This is a genomic window from Sphingopyxis sp. SCN 67-31, assembly GCF_001725095.1.
In genome coordinates this window covers 1-17,771 of the sequence record NZ_MEFH01000014.1, presented here as the reverse complement: position 1 = coordinate 17,771, position 17,771 = coordinate 1, and the positions used below count along the sequence as shown (strand labels likewise).

Genomic DNA, 17,771 nt, shown 5'->3' with positions numbered 1-17,771 from the left:
GATGCTCATCGGAACTTTCGAAAAGTGCGGCGACGGCTATGCTGGCCGTCTGCGCACCCTCACCTGCGATGCCGCGATCACCATCGTTCGGGCGCAGCCGTCGGCGGCTGAAAATGCCCCCGAATGGCGGCTGCTCCTCGGCGACGCTGCAAGTGGAATCGAAATCGGCGCCGGTTGGAACCGCACCGGCGAGCGCGCCGGTGCGTTCATCGCGGTACAGATCGACGACCCCGCCTTCGCGGTTCCGCTCCGCGCGAACCTGCTCCGCGCGTCGCAGAAGGATGGCGAACATCATCTGCTCTGGTCGCGCCAGTCGGCGCGCGAGCGGAGCTAGACCATGGCATACGGGCCGCGATCGTCCTGCACCGCCATTGCGCTCGCGCTGCGCTGCGCGGCAATCGGCTGCGCACTCGGCGCGTCGTTCGGCGGCGCATCCGCTGCCGTCGCCGCGCCGGCGGTGCATGCCGATGTCCATCCCTATGCGGCATCGGTCGCCGAGGCGTCGCAGCGTTTCGGTATCCCCGAACGCTGGATCTGGCGCGTCATGCATGCCGAAAGCCGGGGCAACGCGCGCGCCGTCTCGCACGCTGGCGCGATGGGGCTCATGCAGATCATGCCCGCGACCTGGGCGATGTTGTCAGCGCGCCACGGACTTGGCGCCGACCCGTTCGATGTGCGCTCGAACATCCTTGCAGGTGCCGCCTATTTGCGCGCCATGTGGGATCGCTACCGCGATGTGTCGCTGATGCTCGCCGCCTATAATGCGGGACCGGGCCGCGCCGACGCCTTCGCGTCCGGACGGCGCGGACTGCCTGCCGAAACGCGCGCCTATGTCGCGCGGATCGCGCCCGAGCTTGGCGCTTCCGGCATTGCTTCGCGCGCCGCCGCGCCGCCTTCGGTCGCGCCGGGCTGGCAGCGATCGACACTCTTTGCCGCGCGGGGCGACAACGCCTCCATCGTCGAAGATCGCGCGCGGGCCGTCCCGGACTCGAGCAGTCTGCCGGAGAGTCCGACGGCCGCTGCGCCAGCCACCGGTGCCGGGCGGCACCAGCTCTTCGTCCCGCTTTCCGGTCAGGACCGTCGATGAAGACCTTCCTCGCTCCGCCGCGTTCGTCCGCGCCTTGTCGGGTAAAGCCGGCAAGGAAGGGCGGGATTGGCCGGGATGGAAGGGAAGTATGGCGAGATAAAAGGGCTGCCAGCCACTTGGTCGATGAGGGGCGCAAATCAGCGGAAAATTCATATGGCTCGCAATTGCCTGGCCATATGATGTCGGACATTCCGAAGAAAATTCAGTGCCTTATGATATGGCAGGCCCGTCGTGAGCGGTGACGACGGTGAGTTTAAGATCCGGCCGGGAAGGGGGCGGGACCGCGGGGCCGGGGTGTCGCGCCGGGGGCGGAGCCTTGCCGGGCAGGTGCGCCGCTCCATGGCGCGCAAGGGTTTCGCGCGCCGTCCGCCGGGGTCCGGCGGCGGCACCGGGCATCATGGCCGCGGCCGCCGCGCGCTCGCGCGGGCACGCTTTCGTGCCGACGGCCGCCGCGTCGTCATCAAGGCGCGGATCGTGCGCCACAAGGGCCAGCGCTTCCGCTCGGCGCCGCTCGCGCGTCATATCCAATATCTCGAACGCGACGGCGTCACCCGCGACGGCCGCGACGCTTCGATGTTCGACGCGGAAGGGGACCGCGCCGACCGCGCCGACTTCGCATCGCGCTGCGAGGACGATCGTCATCATTTTCGTTTCATCGTCAGCCCGGAGGATGCCGGGGAGATCGGCGACCTCAGGCGCTTCACCCGCGACCTCATGGCCGACATGGCAAAGGATCTCGAGACGCGGCTCGACTGGATCGCCGTCGATCACTGGAACACCGACAATCCGCACATCCATATCCTCGTGCGCGGCGTCGCGGACGACGGCAACGATCTCGTCGTCGACCGCGGCTATATGAGCGAAGGGCTGCGCTGGCGCGCCGAGGATATCGCCACGCTCGAACTCGGGCCGCGCAGCGCGCGCGACATCGCCGATGCGCTCGCGCGCGAGGTCGACGCCGAGCGCTGGACGAACCTCGACCGGACGCTCGAGCGGATGGCAACCGAGGGGGCAGGCGAGATCGATCTTCGGCCGGGGGGTCAGGCCGACGGGCATCCTCATCGACAGCTGCTTGGCCGGGCGGCGAAGCTCGAGGCGCTCGGTCTTGCCGAGCAAATCGAGTCCGGCATCTGGGTCATGCGCGGCGATGCCGAAGCCGTGCTGCGTGACCTCTCGGTTCGCGGCGACATCATCAAGACCATGCACCGCGCCTTGACCCGCGATGGCGGCCGCTTCGACCCGTCGGTGCTTGCTCTCCACTGCGATGTGCCGACCGATCCGGTCATCGGCCGCCTCGTCGATCGCGGGCTTCACGACGAACTCGCCGGCAGCGCCTATGCGATTATCGACGGCGCCGACGGGCGCACGCACCATCTGCGGTTCGGTGACATGGAGATGACCGGCGACGCGCGGCCCGGCGCCATTGTCGAGCTTCGATCCTGGGCCGACGCAAAGGGGCAGATCCGGCTGTCGCTCGCAACGCGATCGGACCTGCCGCTGGGTGCGCAAGTGACCGCGCCCGGTGCGACCTGGCTCGACCGTCAACTCGTCGCCCGCGAGCCGGCGGCAAGCCATCAAGGCTTCGGACGCGAAATTCGCGATGCGATGGATGCGCGGTCGCGCCACCTCGCCGGGCAGGGATTGGCGAGCCGCCAGGGGCAGCGCGTCATTCTCGCGCAGGGTCTCATCGAGACCTTGAACGCGCGCGATCTCGACGCGGCGTCCCGCTCGATCGCCGAGCGCACCGGCCTCGCGCACAGACCTTCGGGGTCGAATGACTATGTGAGCGGCATCTACCGCGAGCGCGTCACTTTGTCCTCGGGCCGTTTCGCGATGATCGACGACGGGGTCGGCTTCCAGCTCGTTCCCTGGCGCCCGGCGCTCGACAAGCATCTTGGCCAGCATGTCACCGGAACGATGACGCCCGGCGGCACCGTCGACTGGGCGCTCGGGCGCGGCAGGGGCATCGGGCTGTGAGGCCGGGCATCCATCATGGGAGGCGAGCGTGAACGACAGGATTCTCTGGGGCCAGATAACGGCTGTGTTTCTGATCGTCCTGTTGGCGGTCTGGGGCGCGACACAATGGACGGCGGCGGCGCTCGCTTTCCAGCCCGAGCTTGGCGACCCTTGGTTCCGCCTCGGCGATTATCCGGTCTATCCGCCGCCGGCCTTCTTCTGGTGGTGGTTCGCCTTCGACGCCTATGCGCCGCCGATCTTCTACAAGGGCGCGCTGATTGCGGCGTCGGGTGGGTTCGCCGCGATCATCGTCGCGATCGCCATGTCGGTATGGCGCGCCCGCGAACGGCAAAAGGCCGAGACCTATGGTTCGGCGCGATGGGCGGGCCGGCGCGAGATACGCGCTGCCGGGATGCTCGGGGGCGAAGGGGTCGTGCTCGGCCGGTTCGGCAAAGCCTATCTGCGTCACGATGGCGCCGAGCATATTCTCTGTTTTGCACCGACACGGTCGGGCAAGGGCGTGGGGCTCGTCGTGCCCACTTTGCTCACCTGGCCGGGAAGCTGCATCGTCCATGACATCAAGGGTGAGAATTGGCAGCTGACAGCGGGCTTCCGTGCGCTGCACGGCCGCGTGCTGCTCTTCGATCCGACCAACGCCAAATCTTCAGCCTATAATCCCCTGCTCGAAGTGCGCCGCGGCGAATGGGAGGTGCGCGATGTGCAGAATGTCGCCGATGTCCTCGTCGATCCCGAAGGCAGCCTCGAGAAGCGCAACCATTGGGAGAAGACGAGCCATGCGCTGCTCGTCGGCGCGATCCTGCACGTGTTATACGCCGAGGAAGACAAGTCGCTCGCCGGCGTCGCCGCCTTTCTGTCCGATCCGCGACGACCGATCGTCTCGACGCTGCGCCGCATGCAGACCACCCGGCATCTGCGGGACAAGGGCGTGCATCCCGTCGTCGCCGCGGCCGCGCAGGAATTGCTGAACAAGTCGGACAATGAACGCTCGGGGGTGCTCTCGACCGCCATGTCCTTTCTCGGCCTGTATCGCGATCCCGTCATCGCGGCGGTGACGGGCCGCTCCGAATGGCGGATTGCCGATCTGATGGCGGGGGATCGTCCGACCTCGCTCTATCTCGTCGTGCCGCCCGGCGACATCAGCCGCACCAAGCCGCTGATCCGCCTCATCCTCAATCAGATCGGGCGCCGGCTTACCGAAGAGCTGAATCCCGGTGCGCGGCCGCGACGCCTGCTCCTGATGCTCGACGAATTTCCGGCGCTGGGTCGCCTCGATTTCTTCGAAAGCGCGCTCGCCTTCATGGCGGGATACGGGATCAAGGCCTTCCTGATCGCCCAGTCGCTCAACCAGATCGAAAAGGCCTATGGGCAGAATAATGCGATCCTCGACAATTGCCATGTCCGGGTGAGCTTCGCGACCAACGACGAGCGCACCGCCAAGCGCATTTCCGATGCGCTCGGGACTGCGACCGAAATGCGCGCAATGAAAAATTATGCCGGTCACCGCCTGTCGCCCTGGCTCGGCCATCTCATGGTGTCGCGCACCGAAACCGCCCGCGCCTTGCTCACCCCGGGCGAGGTGATGCAACTGCCGCCCGGTGAGCAGATCGTCATGGCCGCCGGGGTGCCGCCGATCCGTGCTTCGAAGGCACGCTATTTTGCGGACCCCCGGTTCATGAGCCGCATTCTCCCGCCGCCGGCGCTTGCCCGGATGCCGAAACGGGCGGACGACGACTGGACGCCGCGGTCGCAGGCGCCGCCGCCCGTCCTTCTGCTTCCCGGACCGGGGCCTGCCGGACATCGGGCGTCGCCAGCAGAGGACGGCGACCCGAAGGCGGGGGCGCCAGCCGAAGCGGACGAAACGGGGGAACAGGGGAGCAATTCGGGAATCCGGCGGGAGCCGGGCCTCGCCGATCATGAGAATGTGGCCCCCGAACCCGTGCCCGAGGTCAACGAGTTCGATTTCGATCGCGGCGAGGGGGGCGACGCGGCGCGCGACCGGCGCGCCATGGACCGGGCGATGCAGCGCAATGCGCGCAACGCATCGCTCGATCCGGGCGATGGAATCGACCTGTGAAAAAGCCCGCCGTCAAACGGACCTTCCGCCTCGACGCCGCGCTTTGCCGCGAACTCGACGAGCGGGCGCGCAGCCGGCGCATGACGCGAACCGATATCGTCGAAGCGGCGCTCGCATCCTTGCTCACACCCGATCAGGAGGAGCGGCTCGAGGCCGTGCTTGCCCGGCGCCTCGACCGCCTGTCGCGGCAGATCGAGCGGCTTGAATGGCATATCGAGCTGTCGAACGAGACCGCCGCGCTGTTCATCCGATCCTGGCTGACGAACAATCCGCCGCTCCCCGATGCGGCGCTGCAGGCGGCGCAGGCTACCGGCAAGAAACGGTGGGAGGCGTTCGTCGATACGCTCGCGCGCCGGATGGAACTCGGGCCGAAGTTCCAGGAGGAAGTATCGCCGGGCACGCCGCCCGGCACTCATTCCTCGCCGGCCGCGAAATAGGCGGTAAGCCGGTGCGCGACTTCGGGCGCAAGCTGGATGAAGTTTCGCCGCCCGTCGGCGGGATCCGATGTGCGGACCAGGAGCTCGGCATCGCAGAGTCGCTGGACCAGCCTCAGCGCGCTGCTCATCCCCAGCCCCGAGGCGATGCCGAGGCTGCTCGTCGACACCGGCTTGGCCTCGCCTTCATGAATGAAGAGGTCGATGAGCATGTCCCACGCCGGCTCGCCGAATAATTCATCGTTGCCCAGAAGCTGTTTGCGCAGCAACCGCCGGCGCAAGGTCCGGCGCGCATTGGAGAGCGCGAGGTCGGCAACTCCCTTCTCTGTCTCGATGCGGTCGCGATGTCCGTCCCCGAGGGTCAACGGCGGTCCCGGTCTTCCCCTCGGAGGAGTTTTGCCGGCGGCCAGGCTATGGTGTTCGCGCTGGGTGACGATAATATGGCCGATGAGTTCGACGTCGAGCGCCCGGCCGATGTCGCGCAGGAGTTCGGTCACGCGAATGTCGCTGTCGCTCGGGGTCGGGTCACCGCTTGGATGATTATGGACCAGCAGGATAGCCGCTGCGTCCAGCTCGAGCGCGCGCCGGAAAATCGTGCGCGGATAAAGTGCCAGCTGCCGAACCGAGCCATGCTGCATTTGCTCGTCGGCGACGAGCCGGCGCGACGCGTCCAGAAACAACACGCGAAGAATTTCCTCGGGCAGCGCGCCCATCGAGGTCTTGAGATATTCGATCAATTTCGGGCTGGAGGGTTCGATAACGCGACCGAGCAATTCGGCGCGCATGGCTTCGAGGCCGGCCTCGCGCGCGGCAAGCAGAAGGCCTATGACCGGACTCTGCTTGCCCAGAATTCGCGCCAGCGCCTCGGGTGACCGCGACCAGATGCGATCGAGACTATGGAACTCGGCAAGTAGTGTTTCGGCTATCGATTGGCTGTTCTCGGGATCGATCGACGCGACGAGATGTACCAGGACGGCTCGCTGTCGCCGCGCGCCAGGCGTCGCTGGTGCCGCCAGGTTGCGAGGATGAGGATCGGCGGAATCAGCCACGAGGTCGCAACCTGCATCGTCAGATAGGCTGCGGGATGAATCTCCACATCGAGGAACCGGCTCGTGTGCGCGAGGAGCGGCAGAATATGGAGCACCGCGACGCACATGGGCCAGAAGCGATGCGCAAAAAGCGCGAGCAGGGTGGTCGCGCTCGCGCCGAACAGGTCGATCGCGAGATGGCCCGTGTCCAGCGATGCGAATTCGACCGGTACGAAAGCGTGGAGCATCTTGTCCGCTCCCACCATGGTCAGCGCGATCGCCGCCATCGCGCGTTCGGGTCCGCCCCCGCGCCAGGCCGCATAGCCAAGAGCAACCAGCAAGAAAGCGAGGAAAAATGCCATGCGCATCGCCCGAACCTTTCATGCTGGCTGCTCCCGGTCAATCGGGGTCAGGCGGCCGCTGGAAGAGGCTCGGAAACCGCGCCGGCGATCGCCGGGCATTCATGGAGGTCATAGCCCGCCGTCTCGCGACCGATTTGCACGAGATCGCCATGGACGCGAAGAATGTCGCCGCTCACATCGACCAGCGCCATCTGCGCCTTCGCGAGCCGCCGGATCGTCGCATGGCCGCTGGTGGCCGGCACGCCGATGGTATCGCGTCGCGCGGTAACGACACTTGTCATCAGCGAGGACACCGCGATGAGGGCATCATCGACTCTGCCTTCCGCAGCCGGGACGTCGCGCTCGAGACGAGCCGCTGCGAAGTTGATTTCTTTGGACATGACTTCTCCTTTTCCGGAACGCGGGGGCGATCCGGCAATTGTTTGGGCACAAGGGAAAGGGATCAGCCGGAGATCAGCGTCGTCAGCGCCTGGGCGATGGCGAGCCCCGAGAGGATGAGCAGGACCAGTGCGACCAGCATGGCCGCCATGATCAGCGCTCGCCTCGTCCGGGCATGGTCATGCCTCCAGAAATCCCTGGACGGCGGGCTGGTCTCCATCGGCCCGCCCGCCGCCAGGGCACTGTCATTCAGCGCCATCGCGTCGGCCGGGCCTCCGTCCGGGAAGTGGGATGGCACGAGCTTAGGCGGCCGCGGAAGGTCGATCGGATCGCATGTGATCCGGTCATAGGTCTGTTTGAGACGGGCATAGACGATCGCGGTCTCGTCCCGGTTCGCCGTCCCCAATATATCGCGCGCCTTGGTCAGCCGGAGATCGACGGTGGGCTTGGCGATTCCGAGCTGCCGCGCGATCTGCTTCGAGGTCTGTCGCTCGATCAGGAGATCGAGGCAGGCCCGCTGCTTGTCGGTGAGGCGCGCCCAGCGTTCGGCGTCCTCATATGTGTGCGACCTCGAATCACTCATGTTCACACTCTTGTCAAAATCGCCTCCGGCACAAGCCCCGGGGGTGATTCGCGGAAGCGCGGCCGCTTCCCGCGATGACGGCGCCTACGCCATAGCCTGTCTTTCGACGCCACGGTGCGACGCGCTCAAAAGCTTGTTGAATTGGAGCAATCCCTGCGTCTCTTACTCGGCCCCGTCGCACGGACATCCGGTCCGGCGCCGCGAAACGGGGTCCTCTCATGGCAGCAGAACCGATCCGGCTCGAAGCGCGAAATCGCAGCGCGCGCATGTTGCAGACCGCATTCGGGGCGGCGATCGCCGGCTGGCTTGCCGACCCGCAAGTCGTCGAGATCATGCTCAATCCGGACGGCCGCCTCTGGGTCGACCGGCTCGGCGAGGGCATCGCGGACAGCGGTACATGGCTGAGCGCGGCCGATGGCGAACGCATCATCCGCCTCGTCGCGCATCATGTCGGCGCCGAAGTTCATGGCGGGAGTCCGCGCGTATCGGCTGAACTGCCTGGCGGCGGCGAGCGGTTCGAGGGATTGCTGCCGCCCGTGGTGATCGCTCCGGCCTTCGCGATCCGCAAGCCTGCGGCAGCCGTTTTCACACTCGACGATTATGTGGGGGCGCGCATCATGGCGCCGGCTGCCGCCGCCTCGCTGCGGCATGCGGTCGCCGGGCGGATGAACATTCTCGTCGCCGGCGGCACCGGAACCGGCAAGACGACGCTCGCCAACGCGCTGCTCGCAGAGATCGCCGGCACCGATGACCGGATCATCATCATCGAGGATATACGCGAGTTGCAGTGCGCCGCTCGCAATGTCGTCGCCATGCGCACCAAGGACGGAGTCGCATCGCTCACCGACCTCGTGCGCTCGTCGCTCCGCCTCCGGCCCGATCGCATTCCGATCGGCGAGGTGCGCGGCCCCGAAGCGCTCGATCTGCTGAAGGCTTGGGGAACAGGGCATCCGGGCGGGATCGGTACGATCCACGCCGGAAGCGCGCTCGGGGCGCTCCGCCGCATGGAGCAGCTCATCCAGGAGGCGGTCGTAACCGTGCCGCGCGCGCTGCTTGCCGAAACGATCGACCTTGTTGCCGTCCTCGTCCGCGATGGGACCGGCCGGCGCCTGTCCGAACTTGCGCGGGTCGAAGGACTCGATCCCGCCACCGGCGAATATCGCCTGGTCCCGCACACACAAGAAGGAGAAAGCTCATGATCCGTGCCGCCCGGCATGGCGCCCGCCGCGCCATGCTCACCTCGACCGCGATCGTCGTCGCGATGATCGTCGCCGTCCCGGCCCATGCCGGCGGCTCGTCGATGCCCTGGGAAGCCCCGCTCCAGTCGATCCTCGAGAGCATCGAGGGTCCGGTCGCCAAGATCGTCGCGGTAATCATCATCATCGTCACCGGCCTGAGCCTTGCCTTCGGCGATACCTCGGGCGGTTTCCGCCGGCTGGTCCAGATCGTCTTCGGCCTGTCGATCGCCTTCGCGGCATCGAGCTTCTTCCTCTCCTTCTTCTCCTTCGGCGGCGGGGCGCTCGTCTGATGGCACAGGAGGCCGACATTCCGGGTTTCTTCGCGCCGGTCCACCGCGCGCTTGCCGAGCCGATCCTGCTCGGCGGCGCGCCGCGCAGCTTGGCGATCGTCAACGGAACCCTCGCCGGCGCGATCGGGCTTGGCCTTCGGCTCTGGATCGCCGGCCTTGCCCTCTGGGCGATCGGCCATGCCCTTTCGGTCTGGGCGGCGCGGCACGACCCGCAGTTCGTCGACGTCGCCCGCCGTCACCTCAAATTTCCTGTCTGGATGCGCCCATGATGAACCTCGCCGAATATCGCACCAAATCCGCTTCCCTCGCCGACTATCTTCCCTGGGTGGCGCTTGTCGCCGAGGGCGTGGTCCTCAACAAGGACGGCTCCTTCCAGCGCACTGCGCGCTTTCGCGGTCCCGACCTCGACAGCGCGACCCCGGCCGAACTCGTCTCGGTGACCGCGCGGCTGAACAATGCGCTGCGGCGGCTCGGCTCGGGCTGGGCGGTCTTCGTCGAGGCGCAGCGTGTTCCCGCGATATCCTATCCGGTCTCGGATTTTCCCGACGCCGTCTCGGCGCTGGTCGATGTCGAGCGCCGCGAGCAGTTCCGCGAGGAAGGCGCGCATTTCGAAAGCTTCTATTATCTGACCCTGCTCTGGATGCCGCCCGCCGAAGAGGCTGCGCGCGCCGAGGCCTGGCTTTATGAGGGGCGCTCGGAGGCGGGTGTCGATCCGAAAGAACTGCTGAAAGGCTTCGTCGATCGTAGCGGGCGGCTGCTCCATCTGATTGAAGGCTTCGTTCCCGAGGCCGAATGGCTGGGCGACGGCGAGACACTCACCTATCTCCACAGCTGCGTCTCGACCAATCGGCAGCGCGTCCGCGTCCCCGAAACACCCGTCTATCTCGACGCGCTGCTCACCGATCAGCCGCTCGTCGGCGGTCTCGCGCCGCGGCTCGGCGAGCATCATATCCGCACGCTGACGATCACCGGCTTTCCGACGGCGACCTGGCCGGGCTTGCTCGACGAACTCAACCGGCTTGCTTTCGCCTATCGCTGGTCGACGCGCGCGATCATGCTCGACAAGACCGACGCGACGAAGCTGCTGACCAAAATCCGGCGGCAATGGTTCGCCAAGCGCAAATCGGTCGCCGCGATCCTCAAGGAGGTGATGACCAACGAGACGTCGGTGCTCATGGACTCGGACGCCTCGAACAAGGCTGCCGACGCGGACATGGCATTGCAGGAACTCGGCGCCGACCATGCGGGCATCGCCTATGTGACCGCGACGCTGACCGTGTGGGATCTGGATCCCGCCATCGCGGCCGAAAAGCTGCGGCTCGCCGAGAAGGCCATCCAGGGCCGCGATTTCACCTGCACGGTCGAGGGCATGAACGGGGTCGACGCCTGGCTGGGGAGTCTCCCCGGTCATGTCTATGCCAATGTCCGCCAACCCCCCATTTCGACGCTCAATCTCGCCCACCTCATACCCTTATCAGCGGTGTGGGCGGGGGCGGAACGGGACGAGCATTTCGGTGATGCCCCCTTGCTCTATGGCAAGACCGAAGGCTCGACCCCGTTCCGCCTCACTCTTCATGTCGGCGACGTCGGCCACAGCCTCGTCGTCGGCCCGACGGGCGCCGGCAAGTCGGTGCTCCTCGCACTGATGGCGCTGCAGTTCCGGCGCTATGAGGGCAGCCAGATTTTCGCCTTCGATTTCGGCGGCTCGATCCGCGCCGCGACGCTCGCCATGGGGGGCGACTGGCAGGATCTGGGCCGCGCCTTGCAGGATGACGGCGGCGGCGTCGCGCTGCAGCCGCTCGCGCGCATCGACGAGGCGGGCGAACGGGCATGGGCGGCCGAATGGCTGGCCGCGCTCCTCGCGGGCGAAGGCGTCGCGGTCGATCCGGCCGCGAAGGAACATCTCTGGTCGGCGCTGACGTCGCTGGCCACCGCGCCGGTCGCGGAGCGGACGCTGACCGGGCTCGCGGTCCTGCTGCAATCGCAGGAATTGAAGCAGGCGCTGGCGCCCTATCTGGTCGGCGGACCCTGGGGACGCCTCCTCGACGCCGAGGTCGAACGCCTCGGCAGCGCACGGGTGCAGGCGCTCGAGACCGAGGGCCTCGTTGGCGCCGCCTCGGCCCCCGCCGTGCTCGCCTATCTCTTTCACCGCATCGGGCAGCGCCTAGATGGCTCGCCGACCCTGATCATCATCGACGAGGGCTGGCTTATCCTCGACAGTCCGGCCTTCGCCGCGCAGCTGCGCGAATGGCTGAAAACGCTACGCAAGAAGAATGCGAGCGTCATCTTCGCGACGCAGAGCCTCGCCGACATCGAGAGTTCGAGCATTGCGCCCGCGATCATCGAAAGCTGCCCGACGCGCATCTTCCTTCCCAATGAGCGCGCCGCCGAGCCGCAGATCGCGCGGGTCTATGAGCGCTTCGGCCTCAACGACCGGCAGATCGAGATATTGAGCCGGTCGACCCCGAAGCGCGATTATTATTGCCAGTCGCGCCGCGGGAACCGGCTGTTCGAGCTGGGCCTCGGCGAGATCGCGCTCGCCTTCACCGCCGCGTCTTCCAAGACCGATCAGATCCGCATCGGCGAACTCGTCGCCGAACATGGGAGCGACGGCTTTGCCGCCGCCTGGCTGCGTGAGCGCCGCCTCGACTGGGCGGCCGATCTTCTCGCCAATCTCGAATTTTCCACCCTGAAGGAGTGAATGACCATGAAGACCCCGATTTTCCATTGCGCGGCCGCGCTGCTCGTCGCCGGGTGCGGCATCGCGGCTGCGGCCGTGCCCGCCCCGGCCGCGGCCCAAGTGGGCGGGATCGTCCACGATCCCCGCAATTACGCGCAGAATATCCTGACCGCCGCGCGCACGCTCGAGCAGATCAACAACCAGATCAAGCAGCTGCAGAATCAGGCGACATCGCTCGCGAACGAGGCCCGCAACCTGTCGGGCCTGCCGGTCTCGACGCTCCAAGAGCTGCAAGGGCAGGTCGACCGGACCCGCACCCTGCTCGGCGAAGCGCAGCGGGTCGCTTTTGATGTCGGCGACATCCAGAAGGCGTTCGACGCGCGCTACAAGGGCGGCGCACTGACGGGCACGCAGGCGGAAATGGTCGCCAATGCCGAGGCGCGCTGGACCGACAGCGTCGGCGCCTTCCAGGATGCGATGAAGGTCCAGGCGGGCGTCGTCGGCAATATGGGCGATGCGCGCCGCTCGATCACGACGCTGGTGACCGCGAGCCAGTCGGCGGCCGGCGCCCTTCAGGCGGCACAGGCGGGCAACCAGCTGCTTGCGCTCCAGTCGCAGCAACTTGGTGATCTTGCCGCTGCGATCGCCGCGCAGGGGCGGGCACAGATGCTCGATGCCGCCCGCGCGGCTGCTGCCGAAGCCGAAGGACGCGAGCGCTTCCGCCGCTTCCTCAAAGGCAATTGAGATGGGTCGGGCGGCCAGGATCGCAGGCGCGGCAGTGCTGGGCGGAATCGCCATGACGCTCGCGCTCGTCGCCGCGACCTGGCCGCCCGCGCCCCGTGCGTCCGTCCCCCAGGTCTCCGGGGCGGACGCACACCCGGCGCCGGACGATAGGCTTCGCCGCTGCCGGACCGTCACGACGGTCGACCCAGATTGCGAAGCGGCATGGGAAGCGAAGCGTCGCCGGTTTTTCGGTGAGCGGAGGAACGAGCGATGAACGACACGGGCGTGATCGACCAATTTCTGTCGGTCTTTTCGACCTATATCGACAGCGGCTTCGGGCTGCTCGGCGGCGAAGTCGGTTTTCTGTCGACTACGCTCATCGTCATCGACGTGACGATCGCCGCGCTGTTCTGGGCGTGGGGAGCCGACGAGGATGTCCTTCAGCGCCTCGTCAAGAAGACGCTTTATATTGGCGTCTTCGCGTTCATCATCGGTAATTTCCAGAGCCTGGCGACAATCATGCTCGAAAGCTTTGCCGGTCTCGGGCTGAAGGCAAGCGGCGGCGCCATGGCGATCGGCGACTTCATGCGCCCGGGCGTCGTCGCGGCGACGGGCCTCGATGCCGCGGAGCCGCTTCTCGATGCGAGCAAGGACCTCCTGGGGCCTATCGGGCTCTTCACCAACTTCGTACAGATCTTGATCCTGCTGATCGCCTGGGTGATCGTCGTCCTCGCCTTCTTCATCCTCGCGGTGCAGGTCTTCGTGACGATCCTCGAGTTCAAGCTTGTCACGCTCGCGGGCTTCGTTCTGATCCCCTTCGCCTTTTTCGGCCGCACCGCGTTCATGGCGGAGCGCGTCCTTGGCCATATCGTCTCCTCCGGCATCAAGGTGCTGGTGCTCGCCGTCATCACCGGGATCGGCACGACCCTCTTCGACCGCTTCATGGGTGCCCAGATTGGCGCCGAGCCGGACATCGAGCAGGTTATGGCGATCGCGCTTGGCGCGCTCACATTGCTGGGTCTCGGTATCTTCGGTCCTTCGATCGCCAATGGCATCGTCGCGGGCGGCCCCCAGCTCGGCGCAGGCGCTGCGGCCGGCACGGCCGTCGCCGCCGGCGCCACGCTCGCCGCGGGCGCGGCGGGTGCGACGCTGGCTACCGGTGCCGCCGCCAGCTTTGCGCGCGGCGCTGCGGCTGGCGCTACCCGCACTGCGGGCAGCGCATCGGCCTCCTACGCCGCAGGCGCGGCCGGGAAGAGCGGGGCGCAAGCGGTCGGTGCGGGTCTCGCCAATGTCGCGCGCTCGGCGGCGAGCGCTGCGGCGTCCCCGCTTCGGCGTGCCGCCGAGCGGACCCGCGAGCAGTTTGCGGCCGGCCGCGCGGGTCAGGCGGCGAAGGCGGGACCGGCACCTGCTGCCGGTACGCCGCCGGCTTGGGCGACCGCGATGCGGCATCGGCAGTCGGTCGCGCAGGGCGCGATGGTCGGCGCGCAGACCCTGAAGGGCGGCGATAGCCACGGCGCCGGCTCCGCACCTGACATCAGCGAAAGGGATTGATATGATTTTCCGCAGGCCCTCCAATCATTATGGGATCTCGCCCGTCCCGGTCACGCCGCATCAGCGCGCGACGCAGGTCTGGGACGATCGCATCGGCTCGGCGCGCGTCCAGGCGAAGAATTGGCGGCTCGCCTTTTTCGGCACCCTGCTTCTGTCAGGCGGCCTCGCCTCGGCTCTGGTCTGGCAGTCGCTGCGCGGCACGATCACGCCCTGGGTGGTCGAGGTCGACAAGCTCGGCGAGGCAAGGGCCGTCGCGCCCGCAGACGCCGACTGGTCGCCGACCGATCCGCAGATCGCCTTCCATCTCGCGCGCTTCATCGAGCATGTCCGGTCGATTCCGGCCGATCCGGTCGTACTGCGCAAAGACTGGCTCAGCGCCTATGATTTCGCCACGGCGAGCGGCGCGCAGGCGCTCAATGAATATGCGAGACTGAACGATCCCTTCGCGGAGATCGGCAAACGACAGGTCGCGGTCGATGTGTCGAGCGTGATCCGGGCCTCCAAGGACAGCTTTCGTATCGCCTGGACCGAGCGCCGCTATCAGGACGGCAGTCTTCTCGAGACGTCGCGCTGGTCGGCGATCGTCACCGTGACGGTCCAGCCGCCCCGCACCCCCGATGCCCTGCGGCGCAACCCGCTCGGAATTTTTGTCACCGCCGTAAATTGGTCGAAGGAGCTCAGCCAGTGACGCGTTTTATCTTTCTTGTGACCGCAGCCGCGCTCGCATTTCCTGCGGTTGCCACGCCCTCCGACGTCAAGATGCAGGTCGGCCGGGCCAATGACGCGGCGCGCGTCCAGCCGGACCGTGCGACATTTCTCAACGCGATCCAGAAATATGCCTGGGCCGACGGCGCGCTGTTCCAGATTTATACAGCCCCGGGGCAGGTCACCGACATCGCGCTCCAGGAAGGCGAGGAGCTCGTCGGACCCGGACCGGTCGCCGCCGGCGATACGGTCCGCTGGATCATCGGCGACACGCTGAGCGGCGCCGGTGTGTCGCGGCGCGTTCATATTCTCGTCAAGCCGACCCGCCCCGACATCATGACGAACCTCGTCATCAACACCAACCGCCGCACCTATCATCTCGAACTGCGCGCGACGCCTTCGACCTATATGGCCGCAGTCAGCTGGTCCTACCCAGCCGATGAGCTGATCGCATTGCGAGCGGCCGAAACCGAGCGGGACCGCGCTGCACCCGTTGCGGGCGGCATCGACTTTTCGGCGCTCAATTTTGGTTACCGGATCAGCGGCGACAAGGTGCCCTGGCGCCCGCTGCGCGTCTTCGACGATGGCCGCCAATTGTTCGTCGAGTTTGGCGACGGCATTGCCGCGGGCGATATGCCCCCGCTCTTCGTGCTCGGCGACAAGGACGGCGCGGAGCTCGTCAATTACCGCGTGCAAGGCCGGTTCCTGATAGTCGATCGCCTGTTTGAACGCGCCGAACTTCGGCTCGGAAGCGGACGCGGCGCGAAAAAAGTGCGGATCGAGCGCGACGACAAGCGTCGTCGGGGGCGGTCATGAGCGTGCCAGAACGGGAGGAGAAGGCAGAGCTGGTCTCCGAAGCCGGTGCCGCGGAATGCACCGTCGCGCCGCCCAGCCCCGACGGGTTCCGGCTCGAGGGCGAAATGCCATCCGTGATGCGCCTCTCACGGCGCACGCTCGCGATCATCGGTGGTACGACGGGCTTGGCGATCGCGGGCGCGCTGCTCTGGGCGCTGCGGACGCCGGAACCCGACCCCCGCGAGAATGTCTATGAAACCGATCGCCCCAACCGCTCGGAACTCATCACCGGCGCGGCTGCGGACTATGGCGCGGTGCCGAAGCTCGGGCCGCCACTTCCCGGCGACCTCGGCCGACCGATCGTGTCGGCGCAGAAGGAGGGCAAGATGGTCCCCCCGCCCCCTATGGCGACTGTTCCGCCTCACGCCGATCCGCAACAACGGGCTGCGGATCAGGCGCGCGAGCGCCGGATTCAAGAAAGCGACGCGGCGCGCGGTAGCAATCTCTTTCTGGCGAGCGAGGGAGCCCGCGCTTCGGCTGTTGCGCCAGGACAGTCCGCGCCGCCTGTATTAGCGATCCATCCACCGACCGCAGACGTCCCGGCTCGCCCGTTTTTCGGAGCGACTGGTCCGCGCCGGACGGACAGCGGCGTGCGCATCGTCCCGCTCGCTTCGCCTTATATTGTGCAATCCGGGAATATCATTCCGGCGGCGTTGATCACCGGTATCCGTTCCGATCTTCCGGGCCAGATCATAGCGCAAGTGACCCAGAATGTTTATGACAGCCCTACCGGGCGGATTCTTCTCATTCCCCAAGGGTCGCGCCTGGTCGGGGAATATGACAGCGAGATCGTGGCGGGGCAAAGTCGTGTTTTGCTCGCCTGGGATCGGCTGATCCTTCCCCGGGGGCGATCGATCGTTCTTGGCCGGCTTCCGGGGGCGGATGCTGCCGGCATGGCCGGCCTTGCCGACCGCACCGACAATCATTGGGGCCATATGTTCAAGGCGGCGCTTGTATCGACCCTGCTCGGCGTCGGCGCGGAACTCGGAGCAGGAGACGAGGACAGGCTGGTCCGTGCCATGCGCACGGGCGCGCAGGATTCGATGGGTCAGACCGGGCGGCAAATCGTCGAGCGTCAGCTGGCGATACCGCCGACCATCTCCGTCCGCCCCGGTTTCGCGTTCCGCGTCATCGTGACGCGAGACTTGGTGCTGGAGCCGATTTCCACTGCTGACCCGCTATGAGCAAATTGAGGCTTGGAGCGATTGCCGAGGACCGGCCAGTCAAGGTGACCGTGGAACTGCCCGGCGCGGTCCTGCGCGATCTCACGGATTACGCGCGGGTTCACGCCGGGGCCAACGGGCTTTCCGAACCTTTGCCGGCAGAGCGACTGATAGCGCCGATGATTGAGCACTTCATGAGCGGTGACCGCGAGTTCGGCAAGCTGCGACGGCAGCGTTGACCCCATGCCGCTGGTTTCTCGGCTCCCTGCCGCCAGTGTGCATCGAGCCTCCGGCTTGCCGAACCCGATCCGAACCCGAGCGTGACTGCCCATTCAGCCGTCTTCTTCGCGCTGAAGGAATTTGTCGATCCAGGCTGTTGACCCTGTAGCTGCTACAGGGTGTAAATGCCGAGCCGACTCGCACTTTATCGAGAAGAATCTATGTCTGACCTTCGCTCCGCCCTCGAGGCCGGACATGGTGCCGACGGCGGCGACGCCGATCCTTTGCGCGCAGTTTATGCGAGGGAGCAGGATCATTATCGCCTTGTCTGTCGTCAGAACATTTGGCGCAGATCGCGGCGTAGATTAGCGGAGCGCGGGCCTCGTCCTGGGGTTGATATTAAGCGGCGAGCTTGCGGTGCTGC

General features: G+C 66.7%; 20 protein-coding genes. 16 read left to right on the top strand and 4 right to left on the bottom strand.

All coding sequences use genetic code 11. The features are described 5' to 3' along the window. Position 1 precedes the first annotated feature (1 nt). The 5 genes from ABS88_RS01835 to ABS88_RS01815 all read left to right on the top strand — a co-directional run bounded on the left by ABS88_RS01835 (position 2) and on the right by ABS88_RS01815 (position 5,575). On the top strand, positions 2–334 hold the full coding sequence (locus tag ABS88_RS01835) for a DUF736 domain-containing protein (RefSeq protein WP_286748858.1): 333 nt from the start codon (positions 2–4) through the stop codon (positions 332–334). Between the two features lie 3 nt (positions 335–337). Continuing rightward, positions 338–1,087, top strand: coding sequence for a lytic transglycosylase domain-containing protein (locus ABS88_RS01830; protein WP_286748857.1), 750 nt, complete (start codon positions 338–340; stop codon positions 1,085–1,087). 231 nt (positions 1,088–1,318) lie between these two features. Next, positions 1,319–3,064, top strand: a complete 1,746-nt coding sequence (locus ABS88_RS01825; protein WP_286748856.1) for a relaxase/mobilization nuclease domain-containing protein — start codon at positions 1,319–1,321, stop codon at positions 3,062–3,064. A gap of 28 nt (positions 3,065–3,092) precedes the next feature. Next, positions 3,093–5,138 (top strand): conjugal transfer protein TraG, encoded by a 2,046-nt coding sequence (locus ABS88_RS01820; protein ID WP_286748855.1) that lies wholly within the window; start codon positions 3,093–3,095, stop codon positions 5,136–5,138. Beyond that, on the top strand, positions 5,135–5,575 hold the full coding sequence (locus ABS88_RS01815; RefSeq protein WP_286748854.1) for a ribbon-helix-helix protein, CopG family: 441 nt from the start codon (positions 5,135–5,137) through the stop codon (positions 5,573–5,575). Before ABS88_RS01820 ends, ABS88_RS01815 begins: the two co-directional genes overlap by 4 nt. Here the strand turns inward: ABS88_RS01815 and ABS88_RS01810 are convergent. The 4 genes from ABS88_RS01810 to ABS88_RS01795 form a co-directional block, all read right to left on the bottom strand. Then, complete coding sequence (locus tag ABS88_RS01810) at positions 5,551–6,357, bottom strand: JAB domain-containing protein (protein ID WP_286748924.1); 807 nt, start codon at positions 6,355–6,357, stop codon at positions 5,551–5,553. The genes ABS88_RS01815 and ABS88_RS01810 overlap by 25 nt on opposite strands. A 137-nt stretch (positions 6,358–6,494) precedes the next feature. Then, the gene (locus ABS88_RS01805; RefSeq protein WP_286748853.1) at positions 6,495–6,887 is read right to left on the bottom strand and encodes a hypothetical protein; all 393 of its coding nucleotides are present in this window, start codon (positions 6,885–6,887) and stop codon (positions 6,495–6,497) included. 122 nt (positions 6,888–7,009) lie between these two features. Continuing rightward, entirely contained in the window at positions 7,010–7,342 is a 333-nt protein-coding gene (locus ABS88_RS01800) for a hypothetical protein (protein ID WP_077031274.1), read from the bottom strand. Positions 7,343–7,404: 62 nt separating this feature from the next. After that, entirely contained in the window at positions 7,405–7,923 is a 519-nt protein-coding gene (locus ABS88_RS01795) for a LuxR C-terminal-related transcriptional regulator (protein ID WP_286748852.1), read from the bottom strand. Between the two features lie 218 nt (positions 7,924–8,141). On the opposite strand from ABS88_RS01795, the gene trbB reads away from it, so the two are divergent. Genes trbB through ABS88_RS01740 form a run of 11 tightly spaced genes read left to right on the top strand, consistent with a single transcriptional unit; the run spans position 8,142 to position 17,367 of the window. Beyond that, positions 8,142–9,122 carry a P-type conjugative transfer ATPase TrbB gene (gene trbB, locus ABS88_RS01790; protein WP_286748851.1) on the top strand — a complete coding sequence of 327 codons (981 nt, stop codon included), beginning with the start codon at positions 8,142–8,144 and terminating at the stop codon, positions 9,120–9,122. Next, positions 9,119–9,451: a TrbC/VirB2 family type IV secretion system protein gene (locus ABS88_RS01785; RefSeq protein WP_137890089.1), complete on the top strand. Its 333-nt coding sequence runs from the start codon at positions 9,119–9,121 to the stop codon at positions 9,449–9,451. The genes trbB and ABS88_RS01785 overlap by 4 nt, the downstream gene beginning before the upstream one ends. Then, a complete protein-coding gene (locus ABS88_RS01780; protein WP_053555699.1) occupies positions 9,451–9,720 on the top strand; it encodes a VirB3 family type IV secretion system protein in 270 nt (89 codons plus the stop codon). The genes ABS88_RS01785 and ABS88_RS01780 overlap by 1 nt, the downstream gene beginning before the upstream one ends. Continuing rightward, on the top strand, positions 9,717–12,152 hold the full coding sequence (gene trbE / locus ABS88_RS01775) for a conjugal transfer protein TrbE (RefSeq protein ID WP_286748850.1): 2,436 nt from the start codon (positions 9,717–9,719) through the stop codon (positions 12,150–12,152). The genes ABS88_RS01780 and trbE overlap by 4 nt, the downstream gene beginning before the upstream one ends. A gap of 6 nt (positions 12,153–12,158) precedes the next feature. After that, positions 12,159–12,875 carry a P-type conjugative transfer protein TrbJ gene (gene trbJ, locus ABS88_RS01770; protein ID WP_286748849.1) on the top strand — a complete coding sequence of 239 codons (717 nt, stop codon included), beginning with the start codon at positions 12,159–12,161 and terminating at the stop codon, positions 12,873–12,875. Continuing rightward, positions 12,805–13,128, top strand: a complete 324-nt coding sequence (trbK-alt, locus tag ABS88_RS24990; protein WP_353745035.1) for a putative entry exclusion protein TrbK-alt — start codon at positions 12,805–12,807, stop codon at positions 13,126–13,128. The genes trbJ and trbK-alt overlap by 71 nt, the downstream gene beginning before the upstream one ends. Next, on the top strand, positions 13,125–14,405 hold the full coding sequence (trbL, locus tag ABS88_RS01760; RefSeq protein WP_286748847.1) for a P-type conjugative transfer protein TrbL: 1,281 nt from the start codon (positions 13,125–13,127) through the stop codon (positions 14,403–14,405). The genes trbK-alt and trbL overlap by 4 nt, the downstream gene beginning before the upstream one ends. Positions 14,406–14,409: 4 nt before the next feature. Further along, entirely contained in the window at positions 14,410–15,093 is a 684-nt protein-coding gene (trbF, locus tag ABS88_RS01755; protein WP_286748923.1) for a conjugal transfer protein TrbF, read from the top strand. 17 nt (positions 15,094–15,110) lie between these two features. After that, entirely contained in the window at positions 15,111–15,926 is an 816-nt protein-coding gene (gene trbG, locus ABS88_RS01750; protein ID WP_502686132.1) for a P-type conjugative transfer protein TrbG, read from the top strand. Next, positions 15,923–17,149, top strand: a complete 1,227-nt coding sequence (locus ABS88_RS01745) for a TraB/TrbI/VirB10 family type IV secretion system protein (RefSeq protein ID WP_286748845.1) — start codon at positions 15,923–15,925, stop codon at positions 17,147–17,149. The genes trbG and ABS88_RS01745 overlap by 4 nt, the downstream gene beginning before the upstream one ends. Next, positions 17,146–17,367 carry a DUF2274 domain-containing protein gene (locus ABS88_RS01740; protein ID WP_286748844.1) on the top strand — a complete coding sequence of 74 codons (222 nt, stop codon included), beginning with the start codon at positions 17,146–17,148 and terminating at the stop codon, positions 17,365–17,367. The genes ABS88_RS01745 and ABS88_RS01740 overlap by 4 nt, the downstream gene beginning before the upstream one ends. Positions 17,368–17,771 lie beyond the last annotated feature (404 nt).